The 23,213-nt window shown below is 41.6% G+C and carries 22 protein-coding genes and 1 tRNA gene; 17 read left to right on the top strand and 6 right to left on the bottom strand.

What is annotated here, in order from left to right:
- Positions 1-4 precede the first annotated feature (4 nt).
- Genes UB51_RS14090 through UB51_RS14080 form a run of 3 tightly spaced genes read left to right on the top strand, consistent with a single transcriptional unit; the run spans position 5 to position 5,651 of the window.
- A complete protein-coding gene (locus UB51_RS14090; protein WP_044877835.1) occupies positions 5-1,144 on the top strand; it encodes a glycosyltransferase family 4 protein in 1,140 nt (379 codons plus the stop codon).
- Positions 1,144-2,448 carry a metallophosphoesterase family protein gene (locus tag UB51_RS14085; RefSeq protein WP_044877834.1) on the top strand — a complete coding sequence of 435 codons (1,305 nt, stop codon included), beginning with the start codon at positions 1,144-1,146 and terminating at the stop codon, positions 2,446-2,448. Before UB51_RS14090 ends, UB51_RS14085 begins: the two co-directional genes overlap by 1 nt.
- Positions 2,445-5,651, top strand: coding sequence for an AAA family ATPase (locus UB51_RS14080; RefSeq protein ID WP_044877833.1), 3,207 nt, complete (start codon positions 2,445-2,447; stop codon positions 5,649-5,651). The genes UB51_RS14085 and UB51_RS14080 overlap by 4 nt, the downstream gene beginning before the upstream one ends.
- Here UB51_RS14080 and UB51_RS14075 read toward each other — a convergent pair.
- Positions 5,626-6,654: a YkvI family membrane protein gene (locus UB51_RS14075; protein ID WP_044877832.1), complete on the bottom strand. Its 1,029-nt coding sequence runs from the start codon at positions 6,652-6,654 to the stop codon at positions 5,626-5,628. The genes UB51_RS14080 and UB51_RS14075 overlap by 26 nt on opposite strands.
- A 149-nt stretch (positions 6,655-6,803) precedes the next feature.
- Here UB51_RS14075 and UB51_RS14070 point away from each other — a divergent pair, with 149 nt between their 5' ends.
- The 4 genes from UB51_RS14070 (at position 6,804) to UB51_RS14055 (ending at position 8,568) form a co-directional block, all read left to right on the top strand.
- Positions 6,804-7,376, top strand: a complete 573-nt coding sequence (locus UB51_RS14070) for a xanthine phosphoribosyltransferase (RefSeq protein WP_044877831.1) — start codon at positions 6,804-6,806, stop codon at positions 7,374-7,376.
- Positions 7,377-7,473: 97 nt separating this feature from the next.
- Positions 7,474-7,803, top strand: a complete 330-nt coding sequence (locus UB51_RS14065; RefSeq protein ID WP_044877830.1) for a hypothetical protein — start codon at positions 7,474-7,476, stop codon at positions 7,801-7,803.
- Between the two features lie 131 nt (positions 7,804-7,934).
- The gene (locus tag UB51_RS14060; RefSeq protein WP_044877829.1) at positions 7,935-8,150 is read left to right on the top strand and encodes a hypothetical protein; all 216 of its coding nucleotides are present in this window, start codon (positions 7,935-7,937) and stop codon (positions 8,148-8,150) included.
- A gap of 88 nt (positions 8,151-8,238) precedes the next feature.
- A complete protein-coding gene (locus tag UB51_RS14055; RefSeq protein WP_044877828.1) occupies positions 8,239-8,568 on the top strand; it encodes a carboxymuconolactone decarboxylase family protein in 330 nt (109 codons plus the stop codon).
- Positions 8,569-8,629: 61 nt separating this feature from the next.
- Here UB51_RS14055 and UB51_RS14050 read toward each other — a convergent pair.
- Positions 8,630-8,713, bottom strand: a tRNA-Leu gene (locus UB51_RS14050).
- Between the two features lie 345 nt (positions 8,714-9,058).
- On the opposite strand from UB51_RS14050, the gene UB51_RS14045 reads away from it, so the two are divergent.
- Positions 9,059-9,901 (top strand): divergent polysaccharide deacetylase family protein, encoded by an 843-nt coding sequence (locus tag UB51_RS14045; RefSeq protein ID WP_052675939.1) that lies wholly within the window; start codon positions 9,059-9,061, stop codon positions 9,899-9,901.
- Here UB51_RS14045 and UB51_RS14040 read toward each other — a convergent pair.
- A complete protein-coding gene (locus tag UB51_RS14040; protein ID WP_052675937.1) occupies positions 9,876-10,598 on the bottom strand; it encodes an N-acetylmuramoyl-L-alanine amidase in 723 nt (240 codons plus the stop codon). The genes UB51_RS14045 and UB51_RS14040 overlap by 26 nt on opposite strands.
- 239 nt (positions 10,599-10,837) lie before the next feature.
- On the opposite strand from UB51_RS14040, the gene UB51_RS14035 reads away from it, so the two are divergent.
- On the top strand, positions 10,838-11,080 hold the full coding sequence (locus UB51_RS14035; RefSeq protein WP_044877827.1) for a YqzE family protein: 243 nt from the start codon (positions 10,838-10,840) through the stop codon (positions 11,078-11,080).
- A gap of 146 nt (positions 11,081-11,226) precedes the next feature.
- Here UB51_RS14035 and UB51_RS14030 read toward each other — a convergent pair whose 3' ends face one another.
- The 3 genes from UB51_RS14030 to UB51_RS14020 form a co-directional block, all read right to left on the bottom strand.
- On the bottom strand, positions 11,227-12,240 hold the full coding sequence (locus UB51_RS14030) for a hypothetical protein (protein ID WP_044877826.1): 1,014 nt from the start codon (positions 12,238-12,240) through the stop codon (positions 11,227-11,229).
- A 234-nt stretch (positions 12,241-12,474) separates the two neighbouring features.
- Complete coding sequence (locus UB51_RS14025; protein WP_044877825.1) at positions 12,475-13,422, bottom strand: YqhG family protein; 948 nt, start codon at positions 13,420-13,422, stop codon at positions 12,475-12,477.
- 1 nt (position 13,423) lies between these two features.
- Positions 13,424-15,076: a DEAD/DEAH box helicase gene (locus tag UB51_RS14020; RefSeq protein ID WP_445322383.1), complete on the bottom strand. Its 1,653-nt coding sequence runs from the start codon at positions 15,074-15,076 to the stop codon at positions 13,424-13,426.
- A 235-nt stretch (positions 15,077-15,311) separates the two neighbouring features.
- Here UB51_RS14020 and UB51_RS27190 point away from each other — a divergent pair, with 235 nt between their 5' ends.
- From UB51_RS27190 to UB51_RS13980, 8 genes are all read left to right on the top strand, one after another.
- Positions 15,312-15,509, top strand: coding sequence for a kinase/pyrophosphorylase (locus UB51_RS27190; RefSeq protein WP_324607782.1), 198 nt, complete (start codon positions 15,312-15,314; stop codon positions 15,507-15,509).
- A gap of 96 nt (positions 15,510-15,605) precedes the next feature.
- Positions 15,606-16,124, top strand: a complete 519-nt coding sequence (gene msrA / locus UB51_RS14015; RefSeq protein WP_044880158.1) for a peptide-methionine (S)-S-oxide reductase MsrA — start codon at positions 15,606-15,608, stop codon at positions 16,122-16,124.
- A gap of 62 nt (positions 16,125-16,186) precedes the next feature.
- On the top strand, positions 16,187-18,160 hold the full coding sequence (locus UB51_RS14010; RefSeq protein WP_044877823.1) for an AraC family transcriptional regulator: 1,974 nt from the start codon (positions 16,187-16,189) through the stop codon (positions 18,158-18,160).
- Positions 18,161-18,267: 107 nt separating this feature from the next.
- Positions 18,268-19,278 carry a FecCD family ABC transporter permease gene (locus UB51_RS14005; RefSeq protein ID WP_044877822.1) on the top strand — a complete coding sequence of 337 codons (1,011 nt, stop codon included), beginning with the start codon at positions 18,268-18,270 and terminating at the stop codon, positions 19,276-19,278.
- Positions 19,271-20,269, top strand: a complete 999-nt coding sequence (locus UB51_RS14000) for a FecCD family ABC transporter permease (RefSeq protein WP_044877821.1) — start codon at positions 19,271-19,273, stop codon at positions 20,267-20,269. Before UB51_RS14005 ends, UB51_RS14000 begins: the two co-directional genes overlap by 8 nt.
- Positions 20,270-21,131: 862 nt before the next feature.
- Positions 21,132-21,431, top strand: a complete 300-nt coding sequence (locus UB51_RS13990) for a hypothetical protein (RefSeq protein ID WP_044877819.1) — start codon at positions 21,132-21,134, stop codon at positions 21,429-21,431.
- A 57-nt stretch (positions 21,432-21,488) separates the two neighbouring features.
- Positions 21,489-22,382 (top strand): TIGR01777 family oxidoreductase, encoded by an 894-nt coding sequence (locus UB51_RS13985; RefSeq protein WP_044877818.1) that lies wholly within the window; start codon positions 21,489-21,491, stop codon positions 22,380-22,382.
- A 40-nt stretch (positions 22,383-22,422) separates the two neighbouring features.
- Positions 22,423-23,160 (top strand): YdcF family protein, encoded by a 738-nt coding sequence (locus UB51_RS13980; RefSeq protein WP_044877817.1) that lies wholly within the window; start codon positions 22,423-22,425, stop codon positions 23,158-23,160.
- Positions 23,161-23,213 lie beyond the last annotated feature (53 nt).

The following is a 23,213-nucleotide window of genomic DNA, read 5'->3' as shown; positions in this document are numbered from 1 at the left end:
ATTCATGAAATTGTTACAAGCTCTTTTCTTTCCACCAGAACAACCTGGTGGTGTGTCCTCCATGATCCCTTATATGCAGGAGCGTTTCAGCTCTACCCGTTGGGAGATGGAACTATTTTGGATTCCCAAGAGACTCCGGAATAAGGGACAAGAGGAGATTGTGTTCGATACGTTCGATTGGACCCTATATCAAGACAGTACGATAGTGCAAAAGTATATTCAGACCTATAGAGATTATCTATGGTGGGGTAGAATGCGACTTCAGAAATCTTACAACCTTATTCATGCCCATCATCCCATTGCCGGACTTGCTCTAAAGAGAATTTTTCCTGATACACCTCTTATTCAAACCATTCACTCTAGTTATGAGCGTGAATTGATTCTGAATGGAATCATTCAAGAGAACGGCTTAGAACATCAATTTCTAGTATCACTTTATCGTGAGTTAGAGATGAAGAGTCAGCGTATGATGACGGTGTCACATTCTTTTGCTGGATATTTATCATCTTACGTGGATTATCCTGAGGACATCGAGATTATTCCGAATGGATTTGATGAGAAAAGATTTAAGCCAGTCCCACATGAGAACGAAGTGACACAGCTAGTTACCGTGTGCCGCCTTGTACCTGCTAAAGGACTTGATATATTACTTAAAGCTTGTGCTGAGCTAAAGGCTCGGGGTCATGATTATGTATTGCATATTATTGGGGACGGCCCGTTTCGCACAGAATTAGAATCCTTGGCTCAGGAGCTGGGGATATATAATGAAACGATATTTTACGGATACACGCTACATCCAGAAGAATTTGTGCCATTTTTTGATATATTCGTATTGCCATCAAGAGCGGAGGCCTTTGGTTCAGTGTTTGCGGAAGCAGCACTCAGTTGTTTAGCCCTTGTTGGAACAGAAGTTGGTGGGATTCCTGAGCAAATTGAGGATGGGGTCAACGGACTGCTCGTTCCTCAAGAAGATTATGTAGCCCTCAGTGAAGCCTTAGAGAAGATGATAAGTGACCCTTCTTACAGATATGAATTGGCTCGTTCTGCTTTTGAGAAAGCGAAGAGTGAATATTCACTAACTCATGTTGTGAACCGATTCAAAAAAGTATACTTGCAATTTGAAAATAGAAAGAGTGAAGGCTGATGATCCCCTTTCGATTCATACATACCGCTGATCTTCATCTGGATAGTCTTTTTGCAGGAATGAAAGGATTGTCCGACAGCCTTCGCCACCATTTACGAGAATCAACTTTTGGCGCATTGATTCAATTAGTAGAGGTCGCCATTGCAGAGCAGGTAGATTTTCTAGTGATTAGTGGAGATGTGTACGATGCAGCTAATCGCTCATTACGAGCACAATTGTCGTTACAAGCTGCATTTGACCAGCTAGGTTATCATGGCATCCATGTTTATTTGATTCACGGAAATCATGATCCATTAGATGGCTTAAGGCTTCATGGTAAACCAAATGATCATGTTCACGTATTCGGTTCTGAGGTAGAACATTTCATAGCCAAGAGACGCAGTGATCAACAAGAAGTGGCGGTAGTGAGTGGGATATCCTATCCAACTTCCAAAGTAACAGAAAATACGGCTTTGCGTTTTATTAGGGACAAGGAATCTTCCTTGTTCCATATTGCGATTCATCATGCGAATCTGGATGGCGATCTGGAACATGAGACCTATTCACCTTGTACCCGCCATGATTTGAGCGCCCTCGGATATGATTATTGGGCTCTTGGTCATATTCATCAACGCGCCATTATTCAGGAAACTCCGCATATTGTTTACCCGGGAAATATTCAAGGAAGAAGCATTAAGGAGATTGGAGCTAAGGGTTGCTATGTGGTGGAAGTGAATGAAGATGCTACGCTACATATGGCTTTTCATGAATTGGATCGTGTTCGTTGGTTTCGTGAAGAAATTTCAATTGATGGAATAGAGAACGAGGATGCATGGAGGATTAAGGTGGAGGAGCGGATGGAGCTCATCAGGACGCTTAGGCCACAACACATGAGCATTGTACGATTTACGATCACAGGTAGAGGTCAAGTTCACCGAGCTCTTGAGCATGGCTATCTAGCAGATGAACTTGAGGAAGAACTGAGGCGCAAGGAGATCATGAGAGCAGAGCATCAGCAATTTGGAGGCTTGGTCTGGATTGAGGGTTTCTCCCTGCAATCTGGCATAGAAATTGACTATGATGTCATCTTGCATGAAGACAGTTTTCTTGGTGAAATGGTACGCTTGGTAGAGCGGTCTGTGCAGAATGATTCCGTTCAAGATATTCTTCGTGTGGCACTTACTCCATTAATGGGTAATAGGGAAATTCGTAAAATATTAAACGATAGTAGTGAACAAGAAAGACTGGATTGGCTACATCGTGCAGGTGAAATGGGTGCAGTCTTGTTACTCGATAAGGCTTCTGATGGGGGCAGTAAATCATGAGAATTGAACGACTTCAAATTCATGGGTTTGGACGTATGAAGGAACAGGATCTGATAACTAATGCACCAATCACCGTATTATATGGTCCTAATGAAGCGGGTAAGAGTACGATACTTCAATTCGTTCGGGCGATGTTATTCGGTATTCCGAGTCGTGCCTACCCTACAGAAAGGTATGAGCCTCTTTTAGGTGGTGTCCACGGTGGTGTGTTGACAGCAAGTGATGGAGATGACTGTAAATGGACGATCTCTAGGTTCACGACAGCGATAGACGGAGGAGGGAATCCGTCGAACAGAGGCGAGAAGGTAACCATTACGAGAACGGATGGAGAGGGATCAGTACAGCAGCTTACACAACAGGACATGGAGCGTATACTTCTTGGCGGTATGTCCCGGGAAATGTTCACGCAATTATTTGCGATATCGCTAACTGAATTGCAGGAGATTCGCACACTACAATCGGAAGAAATGAGTAGCTATTTATTCCATGCAGGTATTGGCGGTGGAGGTGAAATTGTCAGAGCTGAGCGAAAGCTTATACAGGATATGGAGAAGCTATATAAGCCTAAAGGTCGTGTACAAGATAGTGCTAAAGTGCTGCAGTCTATGGAAAGACTAGAGAAGCAGATTGCAGAGAGTCAGTCTTCGCTTCAACAATATAATGACAACGCTACAGCTCTTGAACACACAGAAGAGAAAATCATAGCTCAGGAGAGTGTTCGTCATGATCCCACTAACCAGCTTCACTTATTGATGAAGGCGGTGGAAATCCGTCCCATGTGGATAGATTGGAGCGAAGCGGAGGCGGAATTTTCTGCACTTCCTAGCGTTATAGCCTTTCCTGAAGATGGATTACACCGCTTTAAATCTCTTAGTGCAGAACAGGATGCATTGAAGACGCGTCAACTTCAATTAACAAGAGCTTATGAGGAATGGATGACCAAGCTGACGGATTTACAAGGCGATAACAAGCTTGAGGGGCAAGGAGTAGCGATTGAACAGCTTAGTGGTAGAGTAGAATCCTATGAGGCCAAGACAAGGGAACTTCAAGAGACAAGAGCTGAGGTTAAAGCTTTGGACCAACGAGTAGGACACATTGTACGTCAAATGAATCCGAAGTGGACTAGAGCTGAATTGGAGGGCTTCTCAGGTGCTATAGGTGAACGTGAGAGCGTACGCCGTTATGCTGCTGGATTTGCAGGATATGATCGTAAAATGGAGAGCTTAGGACTCGAACTACAGCAAGTACAGCGACAGCGAGAAGATGCAGATGCTCATTATCGTAAGTCTCGAACTGCCTATAAAGAACAGGTGGACATGGGACGAAGTCAATTCACGATGATGATTGAATACAGCAGACATGAAGTTACTGGACGGTGGAATGAGCTACAGACAGAAGTCGAACGCTGGCGGGAGAATCATCTATTGCAGCTTGCCTCACAAGGACAAGAAGAGAGTGAACAAGCTATACAGCAGCGCATGAATCAGCTATTCAGTCAGTTATTATGGGGAAGTGGAATATTAACGGTGTTGCTACCTATCATCCTGTGGAGCATTGGATCGACTATAGGAGCTGTGACTGTTGCTGCTTTGCTGGTCATGGTTGATATATTTTTTATATTTAAGGGATTAGGATTAACCAAGAAGCAGGGAAGTTCGCGTTCGGGGCGTTCGGGAAGATCTAGTTCTGTGTCAGGTATAGGACCAGATGAGCAACGTATTGTTAAGCTGATGTCGGAGCTTGTCTCTCACCCATGGAGTGCTGCATCCAGTGATGGCTCTGCAAGGCTACCACTTAATGCAAGAGAATTGGAGATTGGGATACGTGAATTGCGTCAAGTGATGGAGATGTGGCAATTATGGCATCGAAAGCTGGATGAGCTATTGGGAGAACAGAAGGCGTGCCATGAACGAGCAGAAGGATTAGTTCTCGAACTTACAAGAGTGGAAGAGCGGATGTCGAAAGAAGAACAGACATTTGAACATCTTCAATCGGAGTGGGAGAATTGGTTGCGAGATCGATCATTAGTAGATCATTTGTCTCCAGAAGCTGTTCTGGATATGTTTGGATTATCTGAGCAAGGGTTGGAACTGTTAAATAATCTAGACAAGATACGAAGGAAGGAAATCCAATTAGAACAGGATTGTCTTGGATTCGAGACAGCATGTATTCGATTGTTGCCAGAAGGTAGCAATAACTTAACGATTTCACACAGTGCATGGGTAGAACTTAAGAAACAAGAGTGGCTTGAATATCAGGAAATGATGCGTGAACGTGAGAAACTACAGTCTAAAGTAGAACCCATAGAAGAACAATTATCTCATGTAGTAGATGAGCTACAGCGTGTGTCTTCTCTTATGATAAATTTACTTACTATAAGTCAAAGTGACAACGGTGAGGATTATTTACGGCGAGGTGTTATTCACCAGCGGAAAGATGAATTGACACGAAGTATGCTTCAGTGGGAGATTGCTATGTTTAGTGGTATGAATGATGGGCGTCGTGCGGAGCTTATCACCTTATTGAAGTCTATGGACAAGGTACAATTGGAGCAAGCATGTAGGCAAGCAGAGGCACAGGTACATGAGGCAGAAGCTCTGTGGAATGATCTTCAGCAGAGACGGGGAAGACTTCTTCAGGAACGAGATCGATTGGAGCAACTATGCTTACATGACACCATCCTGCAACAATTAGAAGAACAGAAAACAACCTTAAAGAAAATCACAATTGAATATGCGGTTATGTCCATCTGTTCTGAGCTTATTTCAAGAACTCGTCATATCTATGAAGAAGAGAAGCAGCCGCAGGTGCTGAAGCTTGCATCGACATATTTTGAAAGGTTAACGGGTGGGAAGTATACGAGAATTGTGATGAAAATGGGTGAAAAGGAGCTCCTTGCGGAGCACTGCGATGTGGGCTTAGTCGATAGTGGGAAGTTGAGCCGGGGTACTGCCGAGCAGATGTATTTGGCTATGCGCTTCGCTTTGACAAGTACTATGGACACTAAGACAACTATACCTTTACTGTTTGATGATATATTTGTCAATTTTGATGAGGAGAGAATGGTGGCAGCATTGTCCATTCTTCAAGAAATTTCTGCTTCTAGGCAAATTATGATGATGACTTGTCATCGGTATGTACTGGATCATATTCATAGAATTCTACCTACAGCTCAAATTATCTCTTTACCATCATCAACCTAATGGACCATACAAGACCGAGCAGACCAAAGAGTGGATACAAGATGGATAGTAGATAGCTGAATCCTAATTGGCTCAATAGAAAACAAATGAGCATGATCCCAATGCAAATGATCTTAGGTGAAATAGACAAACGGTGCTGAAGCTGTAAAGTAATTCCGTAAATATCTGCTACAAAGGTAGTAAATATTTCAAGGAATATGAGCAGTACATAGATTAACTGCACAACCCTTCCTAGTTGAAATGCAATGCTACCCATTGGAATTTCGTACTGCATGATCCCGGGCATATGGGCCGACATGGCAAAGTGTGCAGCCATTAACATAAATCCAACGCCAAGCCCACCTAAGACTCCTCCCCATTTAATAACAGCTATGCTCTCGGTATGGCTTCCAAGTGGAACGAGTATAGCTTGGGCCATAATGAGGTTAAAAGAGGTATACAACAGAGGGGCCATCCAAGTCATGGCTAAATTGTGATCGGTACCTAAACTCAAGAATTGACCCGCATTGGGCATGTGTATCGTGTTAAAGACAATAAGTAAAGATAAGCTGAGCATCATAGGGACGACAATACTATTCATCTGAAGAATGGCGTTCATTCCTCGGCTGAATAATAAATAAGTGCCTACGAGTGTTAGAATCAGTCCTGTCTGATAATGCATATTTAGGTGTTGCACAAATACTGAGCCAGCCCCAGCAAGCATTATGCTATTTACGCCAAGCAGGAGAACAAGCATAATTAAGCTGATATATTCGCCTGGTTTGTCGCCAAATAAATGCTTGTTGAGATCCTCGTAGGATTTGGCACGGATTTTACGTGATATAATCATCATTTTGGTACCTAGCCATATGAAAAGAAAAGTGGAGAGTATGATGGTTAGCGTAGCCCACTTCCCATATCGAGTGAAAAATTGGAGGATTTCCTGACCCGTAGCAAATCCTGCACCGACGATGGTACCTATGTAAGTAAAGGCAATTTGCATAATCCGGACTGCGTTCTTCATACTTTTCCTCCTTGATTCTAATGCTTCACATTAGTACAAGATATGTTTGATAAGAGTAGGACATGACTACAACATGTCCAGAGTACTTGATGAATGGGCTTTATTTATGGTACTTTAACGTCAAAGGAATGGCTTGGGAGGTCAAACAAATGGAATTATTAAAACAACGAATTATAGAAGAAGGCGTAGTAGTATCCGATCAAGTACTGAAATTGGACGGATTGTTGAATCATCAAGTAGACCCAGAGTTAACAATGATGATGGGTAAAGAATTTGCATCGTTGTTCGCTGAATCAGGAGTGACTCGTATCGTTACGGTGGAATCATCTGGGATCGCGGTCGCTTTTGCTACTGCATTTGCTATGGGTGTACCCTTGGTATTTGCACGACGTAAAAAAACGCTTCTTGCAGACCCTGATGCTTACTGTGAACGTGTTCCGTCTTTTACAAAAGGAATCGTGACAGATATTATGCTGTCTCGCGAATATATAAATAGTGAAGATCGCGTGCTATTCATTGATGACATCATTGCTAACGGAGATGCAGCTCGTGGATTGATCAAAATTATTGAGCGTTCTGGTGCTGAATTAGTGGGTGTTGGAATTGTGGTGGAGAAATGTTTTCAAGCGGGAGCGCGGACTATTCGTGAACAAGGAATTAAATTGGAATCTCTTGCGCGTATACAATCTTTAGAGAATGGTACGATAACTTTTGCGGAGTAAGGGACGCTGGAGTGCGCCTATTTTTGCATAATGGCTTTCCAGCTTTATGGTTTTAGCTTATAATATAAAGTGTAAGAAAGAGAGAGGAGGCAACACAATGGGGAAAGAACCGGTAACAGAACAATTCTTCATCGATAAGTTGGCCGCTGCTAAGGGTCATTTTGAACGAGCACTAGATTGCAAACATACAGAATTTGATGATCTATATCCCTATATGCTTGAGCACCCTCAGTTTTTTTGGTATAAACGTTATGTCGCTTGGTCCGAATTATTGACCATTGTGGGATTATGTGAGGAACTCGTCTTTTCGTGGAAAGAAATGTTCACTTCTCAACAAGTGGAGTACTTAAATAGTCGAGTGATGTCTGCTACTGTGCTTGATTTCTGGTTCGAAACCAATGATAGCAAAGAACATGCACAGCGGTAAAACTAACTTCAAATATACGAGCTACTTTTCAAATATTAGAACATGAAGATATGACCTAAATGCATCTGTTTAGGTCTTTTTTTAATAATAAATATGTAATTATTTTGCTACAAGGAGGATTTATTCTAGAGATGATAACGGATGAACAATTGGATGCTTATCGTGTAAATGGAGACAAGATTAGAGTGGTCCGTGATGGGCTGGAGAGTAATGATGTGAAGGGCATTGTAGTGGCGTGGAACAGTGAGTTGGTTATGATTCGTCGGCAGAACCGTAGAGTCGTCAAGCTAGATCGAAGTTATTCTTATCAGTTATTTACGGAACCAAGGGTTAGTCCTGTAGAATAGAGATAGATCATTGTTGGGATAATAGGACACAGTAGAATGGGCGTTAAGTCGTTCAAGTCTATAAATTCGAGAGGATGTGTCCGAAGCCATGGAAATAATGAATGACAAAATAAAAATGTATAAGAACGAAATGACCCATTTGGAGGACAACCTACCTGACGTCACGAAGTCTTACCATGAATTTACGGGGCAATGTTTCCAAGAAGGAGCATTAGACGCTAAGACTAAGCAATTGATTGCTCTAGGAATTGGGTTGTTCACCAACAATGAAGTGTGTACATTCTATCATGTACAGGAAGCGCGTGCTAAAGGTGCTACTGATGCTGAGATTATGGAAACAGTCGCGGTAGTCGGTGCTGCTGGAGCAGGTCATGCGTTCGCACAAGGTGTAACTCGAGTTCAGAAGGCACTGCATTAAAATATGATGATAAAAGGGACGCCCTAAATTAATCTAGGGTGTCCCTTTTATCATCATATGATGCGGTCGAGAGGACTCGAACCTCCACGGGGGTTAGCCCACACGGACCTGAACCGTGCGCGTCTGCCAATTCCGCCACGACCGCAAATGGCGCGGGTTTACACCGCTTTCCTTGTGCGTTATATTCCTAGACGCTCGCACGGATATTTCGGAGGCGCTTGCGGAAGGCTTACGAAAAGAATCCGTAAACAGACTTCACGTTGTGCTTCAAAATAAATCTGTGCGTACTCAATCTACGCAATAAATATAATAACACGCGTTGTTAGGCGTAGTCAATCTCCTTCCAAAACTGTCACATTCCTTGATTCAGGTGAAGAGATGCCGTAAAAACTACATATTTATCCACTCCCATATTTATTAATTCTCAGCATACATATTTAGCTCCTCTTACTCAAACACTGACTTCATAAGATAAAGAGGGAGTGGTCTGATGAAATCCGCGTGTGGTTTGAGAAGATATCTTAAAGTTGTACTATTGTGGTGTAGTATAAGTGTGACTTGGAGTTATTCAGCATATGCATTTGAGCCTAGCAGAGCGCAGGATTCTAATCTTCCACAACATAAAGTAGCTGTCATTATAGATGATTTTGGTAATGGGCAAAAGGGCACAGAGGAAATACTGTCTATGCCTGTGAAGTTAACCGTGGCTGTCATGCCATTCTTAAAAACAAGCCATAGTGATGCTGAATTAGCTCACAAGCAAGGCCATGACGTTCTCGTGCATATGCCAATGGAGCCTAAACAAGGGAATGTAAGTTGGCTGGGACCCGGAGCGATTACTTCCAAATTAAGTGATGCAGAAATTCGTAAACGTGTAGAAGATGCCATTGATGATATTCCCCATGCGATTGGTATGAATAATCATATGGGTTCGAGAATAACGGGGGATGAACGAATTATGTCCATCGTACTACAGGTCTGCAAAGAAAGAGGACTACTCTTTGTTGACAGCCGTACGAATTACAGATCTGTAGCCGGCAAGCTGTCCGCTAAAATAGGCATGCCTGCAATAGAAAATAACATTTTTCTAGATGATGTCCATACCCGTAGTCATATTACCAAACAATTGCAGGCTGTTGAGAATTGGGCAAAGGAACATCAAATCTGTGTCACGATTGGACATGTCGGTACTCAAGGTGAAAAAACAGCCGCAGTGTTGAAAAATCGCATCCCTGAAATGAAGCAACGCGTTCAATTTATTGGGATTAGTGACCTGGCTAAGGCTAATTGGGGCTGGAGTCCTACCCCTATATTTCCGTCAAATAACCAATAATACCTGCGGTGATCGATTCCGCGATGATTAATTGTTGACGGGGATTAGTGAGCATTGCTCGGTCCTGTGGATTGCTTAGGAAACCAGTCTCAACGATGACAGCGGGGTCTTTAACATAATTGAGTATATAAAAAGGTTTACCTAACTTAGGTTGCTGATGAGTCCCATAAAGTCGGTTAAGTTGCTGCTGGATGGCATCAGCTAAAAGGTAACTTCGACCTTCATTCTGGTGAAGAACGAGGGGACCTCTTTTGGCAGGTGATTTACCCCAGTTCACGTGTAGACTAATTACGAGTAATGTTGGAATCTGACGACTTAGCTCCTTGCGCTGTGCCAAGTCGCGTAGATGACGTGAGGAGCTGCGTAGCCAATTGTTATCGTCACTTAGGGCATAATCGTTAGAGCGATTCAGTATGGCATAATACCCTTTGCTCTTCAGCAGCATGAACACTTTAAGTGCGATTTTCAAATTAATATCTTTCTCAACAATTTGCTGAAAAGATGTGCCTCCGTCAATACCGCCATGACCTACATCGATGAGTAGAACTTCCTTGGGAAAGGCAGGGTGTACTGGATCTGAATGATCATCAGAGAAGCCGGCTGCATACAAGGTTCTATTTGTAAGATTCAAGCCAGCTGTAGCTATGACCATAACGAGTAGAACAACTACTATATGGACAGTCTTTTTTATATACATGGCTGTTAAATTCTCCTCTTAATTGATTTAGATGTCTGTTTTTAATTTAATGTTATATTGTGCAAAATGAGCTAAAAAATGCATGTGTGATTCAAGAAATTTAGATCAACCTGTTAAATATTAGTTATGAGGATATTAAAGAGCTAGATCTTAATCTCAAAGGTTTAAATGAAAGGTTAAATGCACACCCTACTTATAAGAGCATTTATTACGGATCTGAATAATATGGAGGGGTAAGAATGGCTGATGAATTCAAATTGGTGAAATACATTACAGAGCAAGTCGTTATGTATATGGAAACACCGAAACAAGAGCGGAAGCGTGAAACCGTTGTTAAAGAAACATGGTCCACGAAATGGTTCGGTATGATTCCCATTAGTTTAGCGTTGTTGAGAGATAAATCACCAAATGAGTCGGAAAGAGAGCAACAACAAGATGGGAAATCCTTGAGTATGAGCAAGAGGAATCTGAGGGATTTATAAGCCACAATGGGTAATGGGGATAATATACAAAAGAGCGCAGGCTTCTGGAATGACGAAGTCTACGCTCTTTTTTGAAATATAAGAAAGTATAAGTTTTCACTATACTTAGTTTATATTTCTTGTTGAATGGTTCAGTTAGATTTCTTTTATTGAGGTGAAGCGCGAAATTCTCCTTGCGTTCGTAATAGGGATAAGGGGAGGTAGCGATTTCCATTCAATCCAGTTCCGACATATAGAAAATCCTGTGAATTCTGATGCTTCGTGGACCATTCTTGAAAGCCAGTGATATTAAAAGGACTACCGTAGTCGTCATTACGGTTGGGTGATGTGAAGATGAGTGAACTCTGCGACTTCAGGTAAGAGGTGAATTCTTTGTTTGTAGGTAAAGGGACTTCAGGAGCTGTAACCCATAATAGGTTGTTATAAGGATCACCCTCACCCTTATAGGATACAGGGATTGAAGATTTAAGGCTGTGATCTGAGCTAGGAATCCCTTCCTTTGTCCAGATCGCTTTATCCGATAGTGATTTGAAGTGTGAATCACCCCATGGCAATACTTCTAGTGTGAGTGCATTCATATAAATAGGTTCCTTAGTGTCCGAAGTGATTTTCCACAAAGGCAAAAGAGGGATATATAAAGCCTCTACGTTGATAGAGTTAGGAAAGTTAGTAGGAATGATACTAAGTTGCACCAAGGTCTGGCGCAACATGGTTAAGTTATAAGGAATAGAGGGGGCAGAGCCATATTCGCTTAGAATATAGCTTTCATTAGGATCACTGCCGTCATCTTTGGCTGATAAGATCAGATAACCTAGATCCTTTTTTTGGTTCTCGGATACGATAACAAGCCAGCTTCGCGTTCCAGGACCCAGTGGAAAGTATTGCAACTCAGCTTCCTTCCAAGATGCAAATGGCTTCTGTACTGAAAGTTGCTGGATCACATTTACTGTGAAAGACTGTAAGGACACAGGCGTTGATATAAGCGGTGTCGCTATGAACTCATTCGGACGATCCAGCTGTGGGGCTGGCTTAGCTTGTACCGTAGTCGGAACGGCAGATGAAGACACACTACCTGTTGCAGACATAAGTTCAAAGGGCACCAGTAGGTTCATACATAGTAAGGCTAGAATAAACTTAGATGTGTAAGGCAAGGATTTCATAGAATCCACCTTTCTATAATGGGAACTTCTTACATTGTAAGGTACAAGCTGTAAAAAGGTTGTTACAAGCTGTCATAGAAACCACGTGAAGACAGGGTCTTTTTTTGCACTCTTTTAGCGATGTAGGTCAAACGCTCTCTATTGTATAGAATGAGCTAAAATCTGCGGTGTCGAACTTTATGCTACAAGGATTGTTGAAGTCAGATGAGGCGACTTTGTAGCATCTCTTTATTGCTAGTTCGTTCTCAGGGACTCACTTCGGAGGTGAAATAGACCACAGGTGATGACGGACACATTAACTTTAGGCTCATACTGCCAAGTCATTTCACTACGTCTGCGTTCGTACTGCTCTTGAATATGAGTCTGCTTCTCTTTATCTTCTTCTTTCAGTAAATCCTCGTAATAGAAATCGACAACAGCCAACTCGTCTTTTAGACGTTCCTTGGCCAGCTCTGCCCAGTCATAGTCCAGCAGACTCAGGTTGGACGTCAGATGAGAGCGTAGCCTATCTGCCGCATTCGATAATGTTATGGTTGCAGGTTCGATATGAATATTCTCAGGAAGTCGCGGACTTAGCGAAAGCCCTTCCAACAGATGAAAGAAATTCTCCTTGATCGTGCCACTTAGTAGAGAGATGCCTAGGAAGTGTAGTTGTTCTTTTTTGATATCACAGGCCATTTCCACTTTATAGCAGACAGCTAGCCAAGGTTCATATGCCGCTGAGAATAACATTCGACGCTGTAAATCAATAGGTTGCTCAAATAAGTAGACTGAGCCGCCTTCTTGGCGCGCTGCATCCCAAATTTGCTGTAGTCTTCGGCTGCCATAGGTTACATCCTCGCGCGGAATCCTTCCGGGACCTATTCTTGGTACAGGAGGAGCTACTCCGAAATATTTAGACAGAATACCATCTTGTTGCACACCATTTACAGGTGGAGAAGGTACCTCATCAGGTGTCTTATAGCGTTCAGAATCAAATACAAAGGTATAAGATAATGTCTCAGGTTCTACACCCACACGCTCGACAAATCCCCAATAATAGGGCCTGTTTGTCAAAATTTTGTCAGCTCTAGGTGAAAGCTTAACGGTCACATGATAAGGTGATTTCTCAATAATAAGACATTCTGTCGCTTCTAAATAAGTCATGATCTGCTGCTGCACTTGTTCTTTAGACATACTCATTTTAGGCGTCCTCCTCTCTTACCGATTCAAATTGAACTTGCTGTTTCAATTCATCCAGTTTATGACCTAGTGAGCTGACCTTTTGCCGTATTTCCTCATCCGTTTGCGATTCAAGTACGATTTTATATAAGCTTTTCTCAAGGGATTCCTTCTTCTCATAACGTTCCAGAATAACATCGAGTCCACCGATCACCATCTCGAACATGTTGATTTTTTCATGCAGTAAGTTGAGAATATGCTCTTCAATTGTTCCCGTTGTGGATAAGTTATATATCTTCACATCATTCTTCTGGCCTAATCGATGTACTCTTCCGATTCGTTGCTCAACCCGCATAGGATTCCATGGGAGATCGAAGTTGATCATATGGTGACAGAACTGTAGATTGATGCCTTCTCCACCTGCTTCTGTCGCAATCATGACTTGCGTTTTACCGCGAAATAGATCCATCATCCAATCCTTTTTACCACGGTTCATCCCTCCGCGATAAGGGACGCAGGTCAAGCCATGTGTTCGAAAATATTGCAGAAGATATTCTTGAGTAGCTCGATATTCTGTGAATACAATCACCTTTTCATTCATGCTGCGAATAAGCTCGATAGCCTTTTCAGCCTTAGTATTGGCTTTTATTTCTTTAATGGCATACACTAGCTCCCATATTTTGGCGCGTAAAGGTGAATCTTCAGCCATTTTTTTGGATAGATTGACTAACGTAAGGAACACCGCGTCACGACTGCTACACACCTCACGCTGAAGGGTTACGAGTGATAACATACTGCTCAAATTACCACCAGCTGCTTGATATTGATCTTTGACAAAAGAGGTCACGCCGTCATACAACGCTTGTTCCTCAGGAGAAAGCTGAAGACTGACATTTTTCACCGTTCTTTTGGTAAAAATCGTAGGTCCCTCTCCGCGTCGATTACGGATCATCACCTTGGAAAGCTCGTTCTTCAGCTGCTCTTCGTTCTTAGGAATGCGTTTATCTACAACAAAATTAGCAGAGAAATCACCGTGCCTACCGAGTTGACCAGGCTTAAGTAATGTAATTAGATTAAATAGTTCTCCTAGATTGTTCTGGACTGGTGTAGCCGTTAACAGAAGACAATATTTCTTGCGTAGCTTCTGGATAAACTGGTAATTGGTTGTTTTTTTATTTTTTAACTTGTGAGCTTCATCAATAATGAGCATGTCAAATTCCTGATTCAGGAGGATCTCCTTATGAGGATCTCTTTTGGCTGTATCTATGGAAGCAACAACGACGTCACAATCCCATGAATAGGCTTTCTTCTGGGCTACGGCAGATATCCCAAACTTACTATTCAACTCCCGAACCCACTGGAGTACAAGGGAAGCCGGAACTAGAATAAGCACTTTAGAGACAAGCCCGCGAATCATATATTCTTTCAGAATGAGTCCAGCCTCAATCGTTTTTCCTAACCCAACCTCATCTGCGAGGATGGCCCTTCCTGACATATCAAAAAGCACTTTACGTGCCGTATCAATCTGATGGGGTAACGGCGTTAAATCTTGTAAATATTTCACACATAGTAACTCATCAAAGCTTGTTACCAGGCGAGATTCTTCACCTTGGACCGCTAGTTGAAATAGCCGCCAATCGCCCCAAGGGCCTCCTTTATCTAGGCGGTTCTCCATATTCTCAACCCAGCTATGATCTATGAATAGTGGAATAGGTAGGCCTTGAATAGCTGTCATGGGTTCAACGCTTGGAATATCCATAGATGAAGCCTCCTTAACATGGTTAGTTTCAGTAGTATGCACGTAAGTAGTCAAATTCATAACTTGAAAGAGAAGAAAGGAGAGATTATCTAAGGTAAGAGGACATAATAGGCCCAGTGATTTGTAATGATGGTGAACAAGTGAGTTTAATATTGTAATCATTACTATTTACTCAGATTCTATAGGTGATACTGTGGATGCCGTCATGCAGGCTGCCTTACACCTATTCGACAATCAACAGTTTAGTATTAAACGTTATGGCAACGTCAGACATGAGGACGAATTGCGAAAACTAATGAAAGAAGCAGCGCAGCAAAGTCTAGAAAACTTCGGGTTTTTTTGCGTATAGTTACAATCCGTCTATAGATTTGCTCTATAATGGGTTAACAAGTTATGTATCAAATAACAAGATGCTATAGATAAGATGGGGAGAGGAAGTGGAATGATGGAAAAAGCAATGTTTGCAGGAGGGTGCTTTTGGTGCATGGTAACACCGTTCGAGGAATTGCCTGGCATTCATGGGATTGTATCAGGTTATACTGGGGGAACAAGTGAGAGCCCGACCTATGAGGAGGTCAAAACCGGAACGACGGGACACTACGAAGTTGTGCAGATCACGTTCAATCCAACGCTTTTCCCATATAAGAAGCTACTTGAGTTATACTGGCCACAAGTTGATCCGACCGACGATGGTGGACAGTTTCAGGATAGAGGCAAGCAATATCGTACGGCAATTTTTTATTATAATGAAGAACAGAAGGAAGCGGCACTTGTCTCTAAAGAGCAAGTAGTTGACAGCGGTAGGTTCACTGGCCCCATCGTTACTGAAATTATCCCGGCACAAACATTTTATGTGGCAGAGGATTACAATCAGGACTACCACAAAAAGAATCCTAAGCACTATAAAGAAGATCGCGAACAATCCGGCAGAGATGAGTTTATTGGCAAGCACTGGGACGAATGAAAAGAAAAGATCTCTACAATTAAGAAGGACATGAGTGGTTTAGAAGGGAATGAAGTAAGACGATGAAACTTAGTGACCATAACATGCTGTGGAATCATGTTTCGATCAGAGTTATGGATGTGCGCCATACGATTATGAAGCATGGGGAGGAATTACGCTCCTATCCGTTGCCGGCTAGTGCTTTCTTGTATACAATTCGTGGCAGTGCGACAGTGTGGTTGGATGGGTCAGCGAACAATGTGAAACGATCACATATCCTGCATGGTGGTAAAGGGTTGTGTCTTGATATTGTAACCGAAGAAATCTTTGAGTACTACATGATTTTGTACACAGCAAATTTGCCATTGCCGTGTCGTCAAGAGCTTGTGAAGCTTATGGAAACAGATAATCCATTTCAAAAGCAATACAGCTTTGCTCCGCATGATCCAATTTCGTTATTCAATAATATTAAGTTGATGGATAAAGAGTGGCAACGAGCAGATACACTAGAAAAATTGCATGTCAAAACGTTGTTTTATCAATTTGTATATGAGCTTTTGCGGCAATATCAACAAGGGAACAATGCCATCAAGCCTGATCTGGTGACGCAAGCCATTCATTATATTCACGAACACTATAGGGAGCACATTACCCTCGAATCACTGGTAGAAATGTTAGATTGTAACTCTAGGCAGTTCCTGAGGATGTTTAAAAGTCAGAAGAGTACCAGTCCAATCGATTATTTAATTCACTTTCGCGTGAATAAAGCCAAAGAACTATTGCTTAGTACTGAGTTTACGTTGAAAGAAATTGCTGATGGTGTTGGTTATCCGGACAGTTATTATTTTAGTCGTATTTTTAAGAAGTACGAGGGGGTTTCCCCGACAAGTTTCAAAGAAAATGCCCGCAAAATGGATACAAGTCGAAATAATCCATCCTATATGTCGAGATATCCTATTGTTGCAAGAAAGCTTCGACGTTATATTGATAATGATCTTGATAATCATTATCAATATAATAGAGAAGGGGATTTATCAATGTACAGAGGACACAAAACATCCATGGCAGCCACCTTACTACTTTGTATCACTTTATTGCTGAGTGCTTGCGGAAGTGGAACAACAAATACAAATGCTGTAAATGGGGAGGAAGTACCGAGCAAGAATGTGACAACATCAACTCCAACAGCAACTAATTCATCAGAAATCGATTCATCTCGAGTAATTAAACATGCTATGGGAGAAGAAACTCTGACAGGTACTCCTGAACGTGTTGTCATTCTTACTAACGAAGGAACCGAGGCCCTGCTAGCTGTGGGCATTAAACCAATCGGTGCCGTTCAATCTTGGATTGGAGACCCATGGTATGATCATATTAAAGCAGATATGCAGGATGTCACGGTTGTTGGTGATGAATTACAACCAAACATCGAACTGATCGCCAGCCTTAAACCTGACTTGATTATTGGGAATAAAGTCAGACAGGAGAAAGTATATGAACAATTGAAGCAGATCGCACCTACTGTATTCGCCGAAGATTTAGCCGGGGATTGGAAGATCAACTTCAAACTATATATGGAAGCTGTGAACAAGAAAGAAGAAGGCGAGAAGGCTATGGCTGACTTCGACAAACGGGTTGCTGATGTGAAGGCGAAACTGGGAGATAAAGCGAATACTAAAGTATCGGTTGCACGCTTCTCCGCTTCACAGGTACGTATCTATCAGAAGCAAACATTCTCAGGAGTTCTTTTAAATGATTTAGGAATTGCTCGCCCTGCTTCCCAGGATAAGGACGATTTTATCGAGGTTATGTCTAAAGAAACAATTCCTAGTATGGATGGGGATGTATTATTCTACTTCGTCACGGAAGCTGCCGGTAAGACGGATGCGTCCAAAGTGGTAGAGGAGTGGATGAAGGATCCTTTATTCAAAAACTTGAACGTATCCAAAAACAAGAAAATTGTACAGGTAGATGAAGCCATTTGGAACTCAGCGGGCGGCTACATGGCTGCTAATTTACTTCTGGATGAACTCGTTAAATATTTTGAAATAAAGTAACTTGGCATAATCAGTAAGCTGACGTCAATACTACTTGGCGTCAGCTTATTTATCATTTCAGCAGGCCCATTACAATCCAAGCTTGTATACGGGAGGGATGAACGAACATGGGATTTTTGATGACAAGCCGTAGAGGTAAGTTGGTTGGTATGGGGGTAGGCGCCATTTTACTGCTTGTCTGTATTCTAGCTAGTATTTTGTTTGGCCTTCATCAATACGGAATAAGAGATTTATGGCTAGCTTATAATCAATTTGATGGTTCTAATGATCATCTCATTATTACGAATACACGGGTACCTCGAGCATTAATAGCCGCAGCGGTAGGAGCTAGTCTGGCTATTGCAGGTGCTATTATGCAGGTACTAACGAAGAATCCGTTAGCTTCTCCATCTATATTTGGAATTAATGCAGGTGCAGTCTTATTTATTGTCATTGGACTGGCTGTATTTGGATCTTCTTTAACGATGAACAGCATGATCTGGATCGCCTTTGTAGGCGCAACTATCACATCGCTATTTGTATATATCTTAGGTATGCAGGGAAGTGGAGGGTTTGAACCTATTAAACTCACACTGGCTGGTGCAGCCGTTGCTGCATTCGCTTCTTCTGTCACATCGGGGATCATATTAATAAATAAAGAGTCGTTAGATTCGGCCTTGTTCTGGATGATTGGTTCTGTTTCAGGAAGACAATTGGATCATCTATTCATTGTGTTTCCGTATATGTCTGTTGGATTGTTCATATCGATGCTGTTAGCGGGTTCTTTGAACGTAATGGCACTAGGAGATGACAGCGCCAAGGGTCTGGGCCAACGCCTGATGCTCACTCGTGTTGTGTCAACCATTGCTGTTGTCCTTCTCGCAGGAAGCTCCGTTGCCGCAGCTGGCCCCATTGCTTTCATAGGACTCATCGTTCCACATCTATGCAGATACATAGTAGGTAATGACCATCGCTGGTTACTTCCTTATTGCGCTCTAACAGGGGCAACACTCCTTGTCGCAGCAGATATTGCTTCACGTTTCATCCTAATGCCGAAGGAAATTCCTGTAGGTGTCGCAACAGCACTTATTGGTGTTCCATTCCTGATCTACGTGGCTAGAAGGAGGAAACATGCATAGACGTCAAACAGGAAAGCATATCTTAATCCTTTTATTGCTGAGTCTCCTTGTGGTTGTTGTGTCCATTATTTGCTTATCAGTAGGTAGTGTGCATATTCCGCTTAAGGAAGTTTTATTCTCTCTTATGGGTCAGAATGAAGAGAGCAGTGACTTAATCATCATGCAGTTTCGTTTACCCCGAATCGTAGCAGCTCTATTAATCGGAGCGGCATTAGCGGTTTCTGGTGCCTTACTCCAAGGGGTAATTCGTAACCCACTTGCATCTCCGGATTTACTGGGAGTGACAGGCGGAGCTTCGGTGGCAGTAGTTGCCTTTATGACCTTGTTCGTAGGCTATAGTATTCACTGGGTTCCGGTAATTGCCATCGTGGGGGCCTTCATTGCTGCTGCTATCAATTATGGGCTGGCTTGGAAAAAAGGGATATCAATATTCAGACTGGTGCTTATTGGTATCGGAATATCGACTGCTATGGGCGCGCTTACGATGTTCTTGCTCATAAGCGGACCTGCTTATTTGGCCGCACAAGTATTGAATTGGATGACGGGAAGTATCTACGGGATCAATTGGAAATATATCGAATCCCTATGGCCATGGATTGCTGTCTTTATTCCACTGTCCCTGCTATATGCGAAAGAATTGGATATTCAATCGTTGGGTGAAGAAGTGGCTGTTGGTCTGGGAAGTCGTCTCCAGCGTACCCGCATGATTGTATTGTTCTGTAGTGTTGCGCTCGCGGGTGCGGCGGTTGGGATCGCCGGTACAATCTCGTTTATCGGATTATTAGCTCCACATATGGCTAGAAAACTTGCAGGGAACTCTTATATGATCCTCATACCCGTTTCTGCACTCTTGGGTGCGATTATTTTACTATTAGCAGATATGGCAGGGAGAATGCTCTTCCAACCCCTTGATATTCCCGCAGGAGTATTCACAGCGGGAGTGGGTGCTCCCTTTTTTATGTATCTGTTGTTCAAACGAAAGGCTGTTTAAGGATTTAGTTGTGTGATAAAAGAAAAGGAGCAGATGACGTGTGTGCTACGCATCTGCTCTTGTTGTGTTTGGAAGGAAACAACATGATGTAGACCAGTATAATGAAATACTCGATATATATAAAGTTATAGACTGGAATAATAAAATGATAGATTCTAATCCGCACAAGCCGGCCGCCGTCGCCGGTGTATCCGAAATTCATAGTCTAAAAAATTATTGTTTCCGGACAATTGTGTTTCTTTGTATAACAAGGGAGAAGACGATTTGGAAAACTGCAAGACTAGTGTGTTGCAAAAAACTTGGAAAATCGAGACTGTTCAGACACGGGTTGTTGTTGTACCATAGAGTTACACACCTTTCTTTGTTTGCATGGTTGATTCGACACTTCCATGATACCAAACTAGAAAGGTTTTTTTCGTCAAGATGAACACTTTTATTGAATTAATTCCTATAGCCTCAAGGGTTAAGCTGATCTTCTAGGTGCGAAAGTTAAGTCTATAATTTATGTAGGTGTAGGTGTAGGTGTAGGTGTAGGTGTAGGTGTAGGTGTAGGTGTAGGTGTAGGTGTAGGTGTAGGTGTAGGTGGATGAGTAAAAGGGCTCTAATTCATAATCAGTTTGCCGAAAATAGAATTATATGCTGATTGTAGCTTCGATACTGGAATTGTCGTGGAGAAGCGTAGCGTTCGCCTAAAAGCTTTCCCTTGGAAAGCTACTTCGAAAGCATACGCTTTGCCCCTGAATTTTAACCGCAAATAGCGGTATATTCGAGTAATTTGGGGGCAACAGCGATTCGGTTGGACGATCCATCCGCATAGCGGGCATTTATCAATTCGATATATTTTACGTTAGGAGTGTGAAAAATGGATTTTTTAGGGTTGTATCTACTATTTCTTTTATTTAGTATTGTTGTACCCTTTTTTAGTTATAAGAAATATAAAGTTAGCTCGATCATTTTAATTGTTATGCAGGGACTGTTTATTGTGGGTAGTGTGGTTATAATGACGTGGGTATCTTTAAACATTAGTGATCAGAATGGAATGGGCATAGGTTATGTATATGTGTTTATATTCTTAATCGTAGCCTCTATTCCTATGTATGCTATAGGGTATATCTCCTTATTTGTTGAATTTATAATAAAAGCTAAAAGGAAAATGGATTGAAAATTTTTATAATAAATGGATCTTTTGTCAATTATTGAGGAGAAATGTGGTGGTAGCATGAGAAGAGTAATACTAGCTGGTGGAACTGGATTTGTAGGTACATATTTTGAAGAAAGATTTAAGAATCTAGGTTATGAAGTGAAGATTATTTCAAGACAAGAGGGTCATATTTCGTGGGAAAGTCACACAGAAATCGTAGAGGCAATAGAAAATTCCGATATTTTAATCAATTTAGCAGGGAAATCAGTGAACTGTCGCTACAATGATAAGAACAAAGAAGAGATACTGAAGTCAAGAACAGAGACAACAAGAATACTTGGAAATGCAATATTAGAATGTAACAATCCACCTTTATTATGGATTAATTCTAGTACAGCTACGATTTATAGGCATGCTGAAGATCGTCCCATGACGGAAGAGAATGGTGAGATTGGATCAGGGTTTTCAGTTGACGTAGCGAAAGAATGGGAGCGAGCATTCTTTACTTTCGAATTACTCCACACTCGTCAAGTTGCGTTAAGAATAGCGATTGTGTTAGGAGAAAATGGAGGTGTCATGACGCCTTTCAAAAACTTAGTCAAATTTGGACTTGGGGGTGTCCAAGGTTCTGGGAACCAACGATTTAGTTGGATTCATATCGAAGATTTATTTAATATCGTTCTTTTCCTTAGAGAGAAAGAAGAACTGAGCGGCGTATTTAATTGTTCATCTCCTTATCCTGTTACTAATCGAGAGTTAATGAATCATTTGCGACAAGCGATGAATATAAAAGTTGGACTGCCTTCTCCGAAATGGATGCTAGAGATGGGTGCAATGTTTATTAAAACAGAAACTGAACTGATTCTAAAAAGTCGTTGGGTTATTCCTGAGAGGTTAGAGAGAGAAGGATATAAGTTTAAATTTGATAAAATTGATGCGGCACTTGAACATATATTAGCAAGAACAGATTAAGGAGAACTGAGTTGAATATTGATAGGTATGGAGGAAATACATGAATTTCATAGCTCAAATCAAGAAGAATTACTTCATAGATGTCATTTTACTTCTACTGTGTTTGTCCTGTTTAATTATTTTTGGTAATCCATTCGGGGTTATGTTTCTATGTGGTGTAAGTCTGGTCATAATCATTCTAAGAAGAATTGATTTAAGAAAACATGTGGTTATAAGGAGGATCTTGATCGCATCTTTCTTGATCTTGGGTATTTCATTTGTAATCATTGAATCATTAGTCATATCAGAACTTGGTAGCAATGACAGTGAAATCACTGATATCGAGTATGTCGTTGTTTTAGGTGCTGGGATCAAAGGGTCTGAATTATCCCTCACTTTGCAGCAAAGATTGGATACGAGTCTGACATATGCAAATATGAGTAGGGAAATTCCGATTATTGTATCAGGTGGTCAAGGTCCAGGAGAAGATATTACTGAAGCTCAGGCGATGAGTAACTATTTGATAAATAAGGGGATCTCTAAGGATCGAATCATACTAGAGAGTAAATCAACAAGTACGCAAGAAAATTTATTGTTCTCAAAAGCGATTATGAATTTTGAGGGATTGAAGAATCCCACAATAATGATTATTACAAGTGACTATCATATGCACCGAGCGAAATTAATAGCCAAAGAACTAGGTTTTGAAGCTTATGGGATATCAAGTAAATCGCCGGGTTATCTAAAGCCTATGAATATGATTAGAGAATATCTTGCTACAATTAAAGCGTTCCTGTAGCCGTTATGTATGAATTGACAACAGTTTTAGCCTTTTTGGTAAGAAATTCACAA

Source organism: Paenibacillus sp. IHBB 10380, assembly GCF_000949425.1.
Classification (GTDB): domain Bacteria; phylum Bacillota; class Bacilli; order Paenibacillales; family Paenibacillaceae; genus Paenibacillus_AQ.
Note: the sequence above shows the minus strand (reverse complement) of the source record. Positions and strands in the feature narration are given on the sequence as shown.

Coding starts and splice junctions, on each gene's coding strand:
- UB51_RS14090 (WP_044877835.1), top strand. CDS start 5: ATGAAATTGTTACAAGCTCTTTTCTTTCCACCAGAACAACCTGGTGGT.
- UB51_RS14085 (WP_044877834.1), top strand. CDS start 1,144: ATGATCCCCTTTCGATTCATACATACCGCTGATCTTCATCTGGATAGT.
- UB51_RS14080 (WP_044877833.1), top strand. CDS start 2,445: ATGAGAATTGAACGACTTCAAATTCATGGGTTTGGACGTATGAAGGAA.
- UB51_RS14075 (WP_044877832.1), bottom strand. CDS start 6,654: ATGAAGAACGCAGTCCGGATTATGCAAATTGCCTTTACTTACATAGGT.
- UB51_RS14070 (WP_044877831.1), top strand. CDS start 6,804: ATGGAATTATTAAAACAACGAATTATAGAAGAAGGCGTAGTAGTATCC.
- UB51_RS14065 (WP_044877830.1), top strand. CDS start 7,474: ATGGGGAAAGAACCGGTAACAGAACAATTCTTCATCGATAAGTTGGCC.
- UB51_RS14060 (WP_044877829.1), top strand. CDS start 7,935: ATGATAACGGATGAACAATTGGATGCTTATCGTGTAAATGGAGACAAG.
- UB51_RS14055 (WP_044877828.1), top strand. CDS start 8,239: ATGGAAATAATGAATGACAAAATAAAAATGTATAAGAACGAAATGACC.
- UB51_RS14045 (WP_052675939.1), top strand. CDS start 9,059: ATGAAATCCGCGTGTGGTTTGAGAAGATATCTTAAAGTTGTACTATTG.
- UB51_RS14040 (WP_052675937.1), bottom strand. CDS start 10,598: ATGTATATAAAAAAGACTGTCCATATAGTAGTTGTTCTACTCGTTATG.
- UB51_RS14035 (WP_044877827.1), top strand. CDS start 10,838: ATGGCTGATGAATTCAAATTGGTGAAATACATTACAGAGCAAGTCGTT.
- UB51_RS14030 (WP_044877826.1), bottom strand. CDS start 12,240: ATGAAATCCTTGCCTTACACATCTAAGTTTATTCTAGCCTTACTATGT.
- UB51_RS14025 (WP_044877825.1), bottom strand. CDS start 13,422: ATGAGTATGTCTAAAGAACAAGTGCAGCAGCAGATCATGACTTATTTA.
- UB51_RS14020 (WP_445322383.1), bottom strand. CDS start 15,076: ATGGAGAACCGCCTAGATAAAGGAGGCCCTTGGGGCGATTGGCGGCTA.
- msrA (WP_044880158.1), top strand. CDS start 15,606: ATGGAAAAAGCAATGTTTGCAGGAGGGTGCTTTTGGTGCATGGTAACA.
- UB51_RS14010 (WP_044877823.1), top strand. CDS start 16,187: ATGAAACTTAGTGACCATAACATGCTGTGGAATCATGTTTCGATCAGA.
- UB51_RS14005 (WP_044877822.1), top strand. CDS start 18,268: ATGGGATTTTTGATGACAAGCCGTAGAGGTAAGTTGGTTGGTATGGGG.
- UB51_RS14000 (WP_044877821.1), top strand. CDS start 19,271: ATGCATAGACGTCAAACAGGAAAGCATATCTTAATCCTTTTATTGCTG.
- UB51_RS13990 (WP_044877819.1), top strand. CDS start 21,132: ATGGATTTTTTAGGGTTGTATCTACTATTTCTTTTATTTAGTATTGTT.
- UB51_RS13985 (WP_044877818.1), top strand. CDS start 21,489: ATGAGAAGAGTAATACTAGCTGGTGGAACTGGATTTGTAGGTACATAT.
- UB51_RS13980 (WP_044877817.1), top strand. CDS start 22,423: ATGAATTTCATAGCTCAAATCAAGAAGAATTACTTCATAGATGTCATT.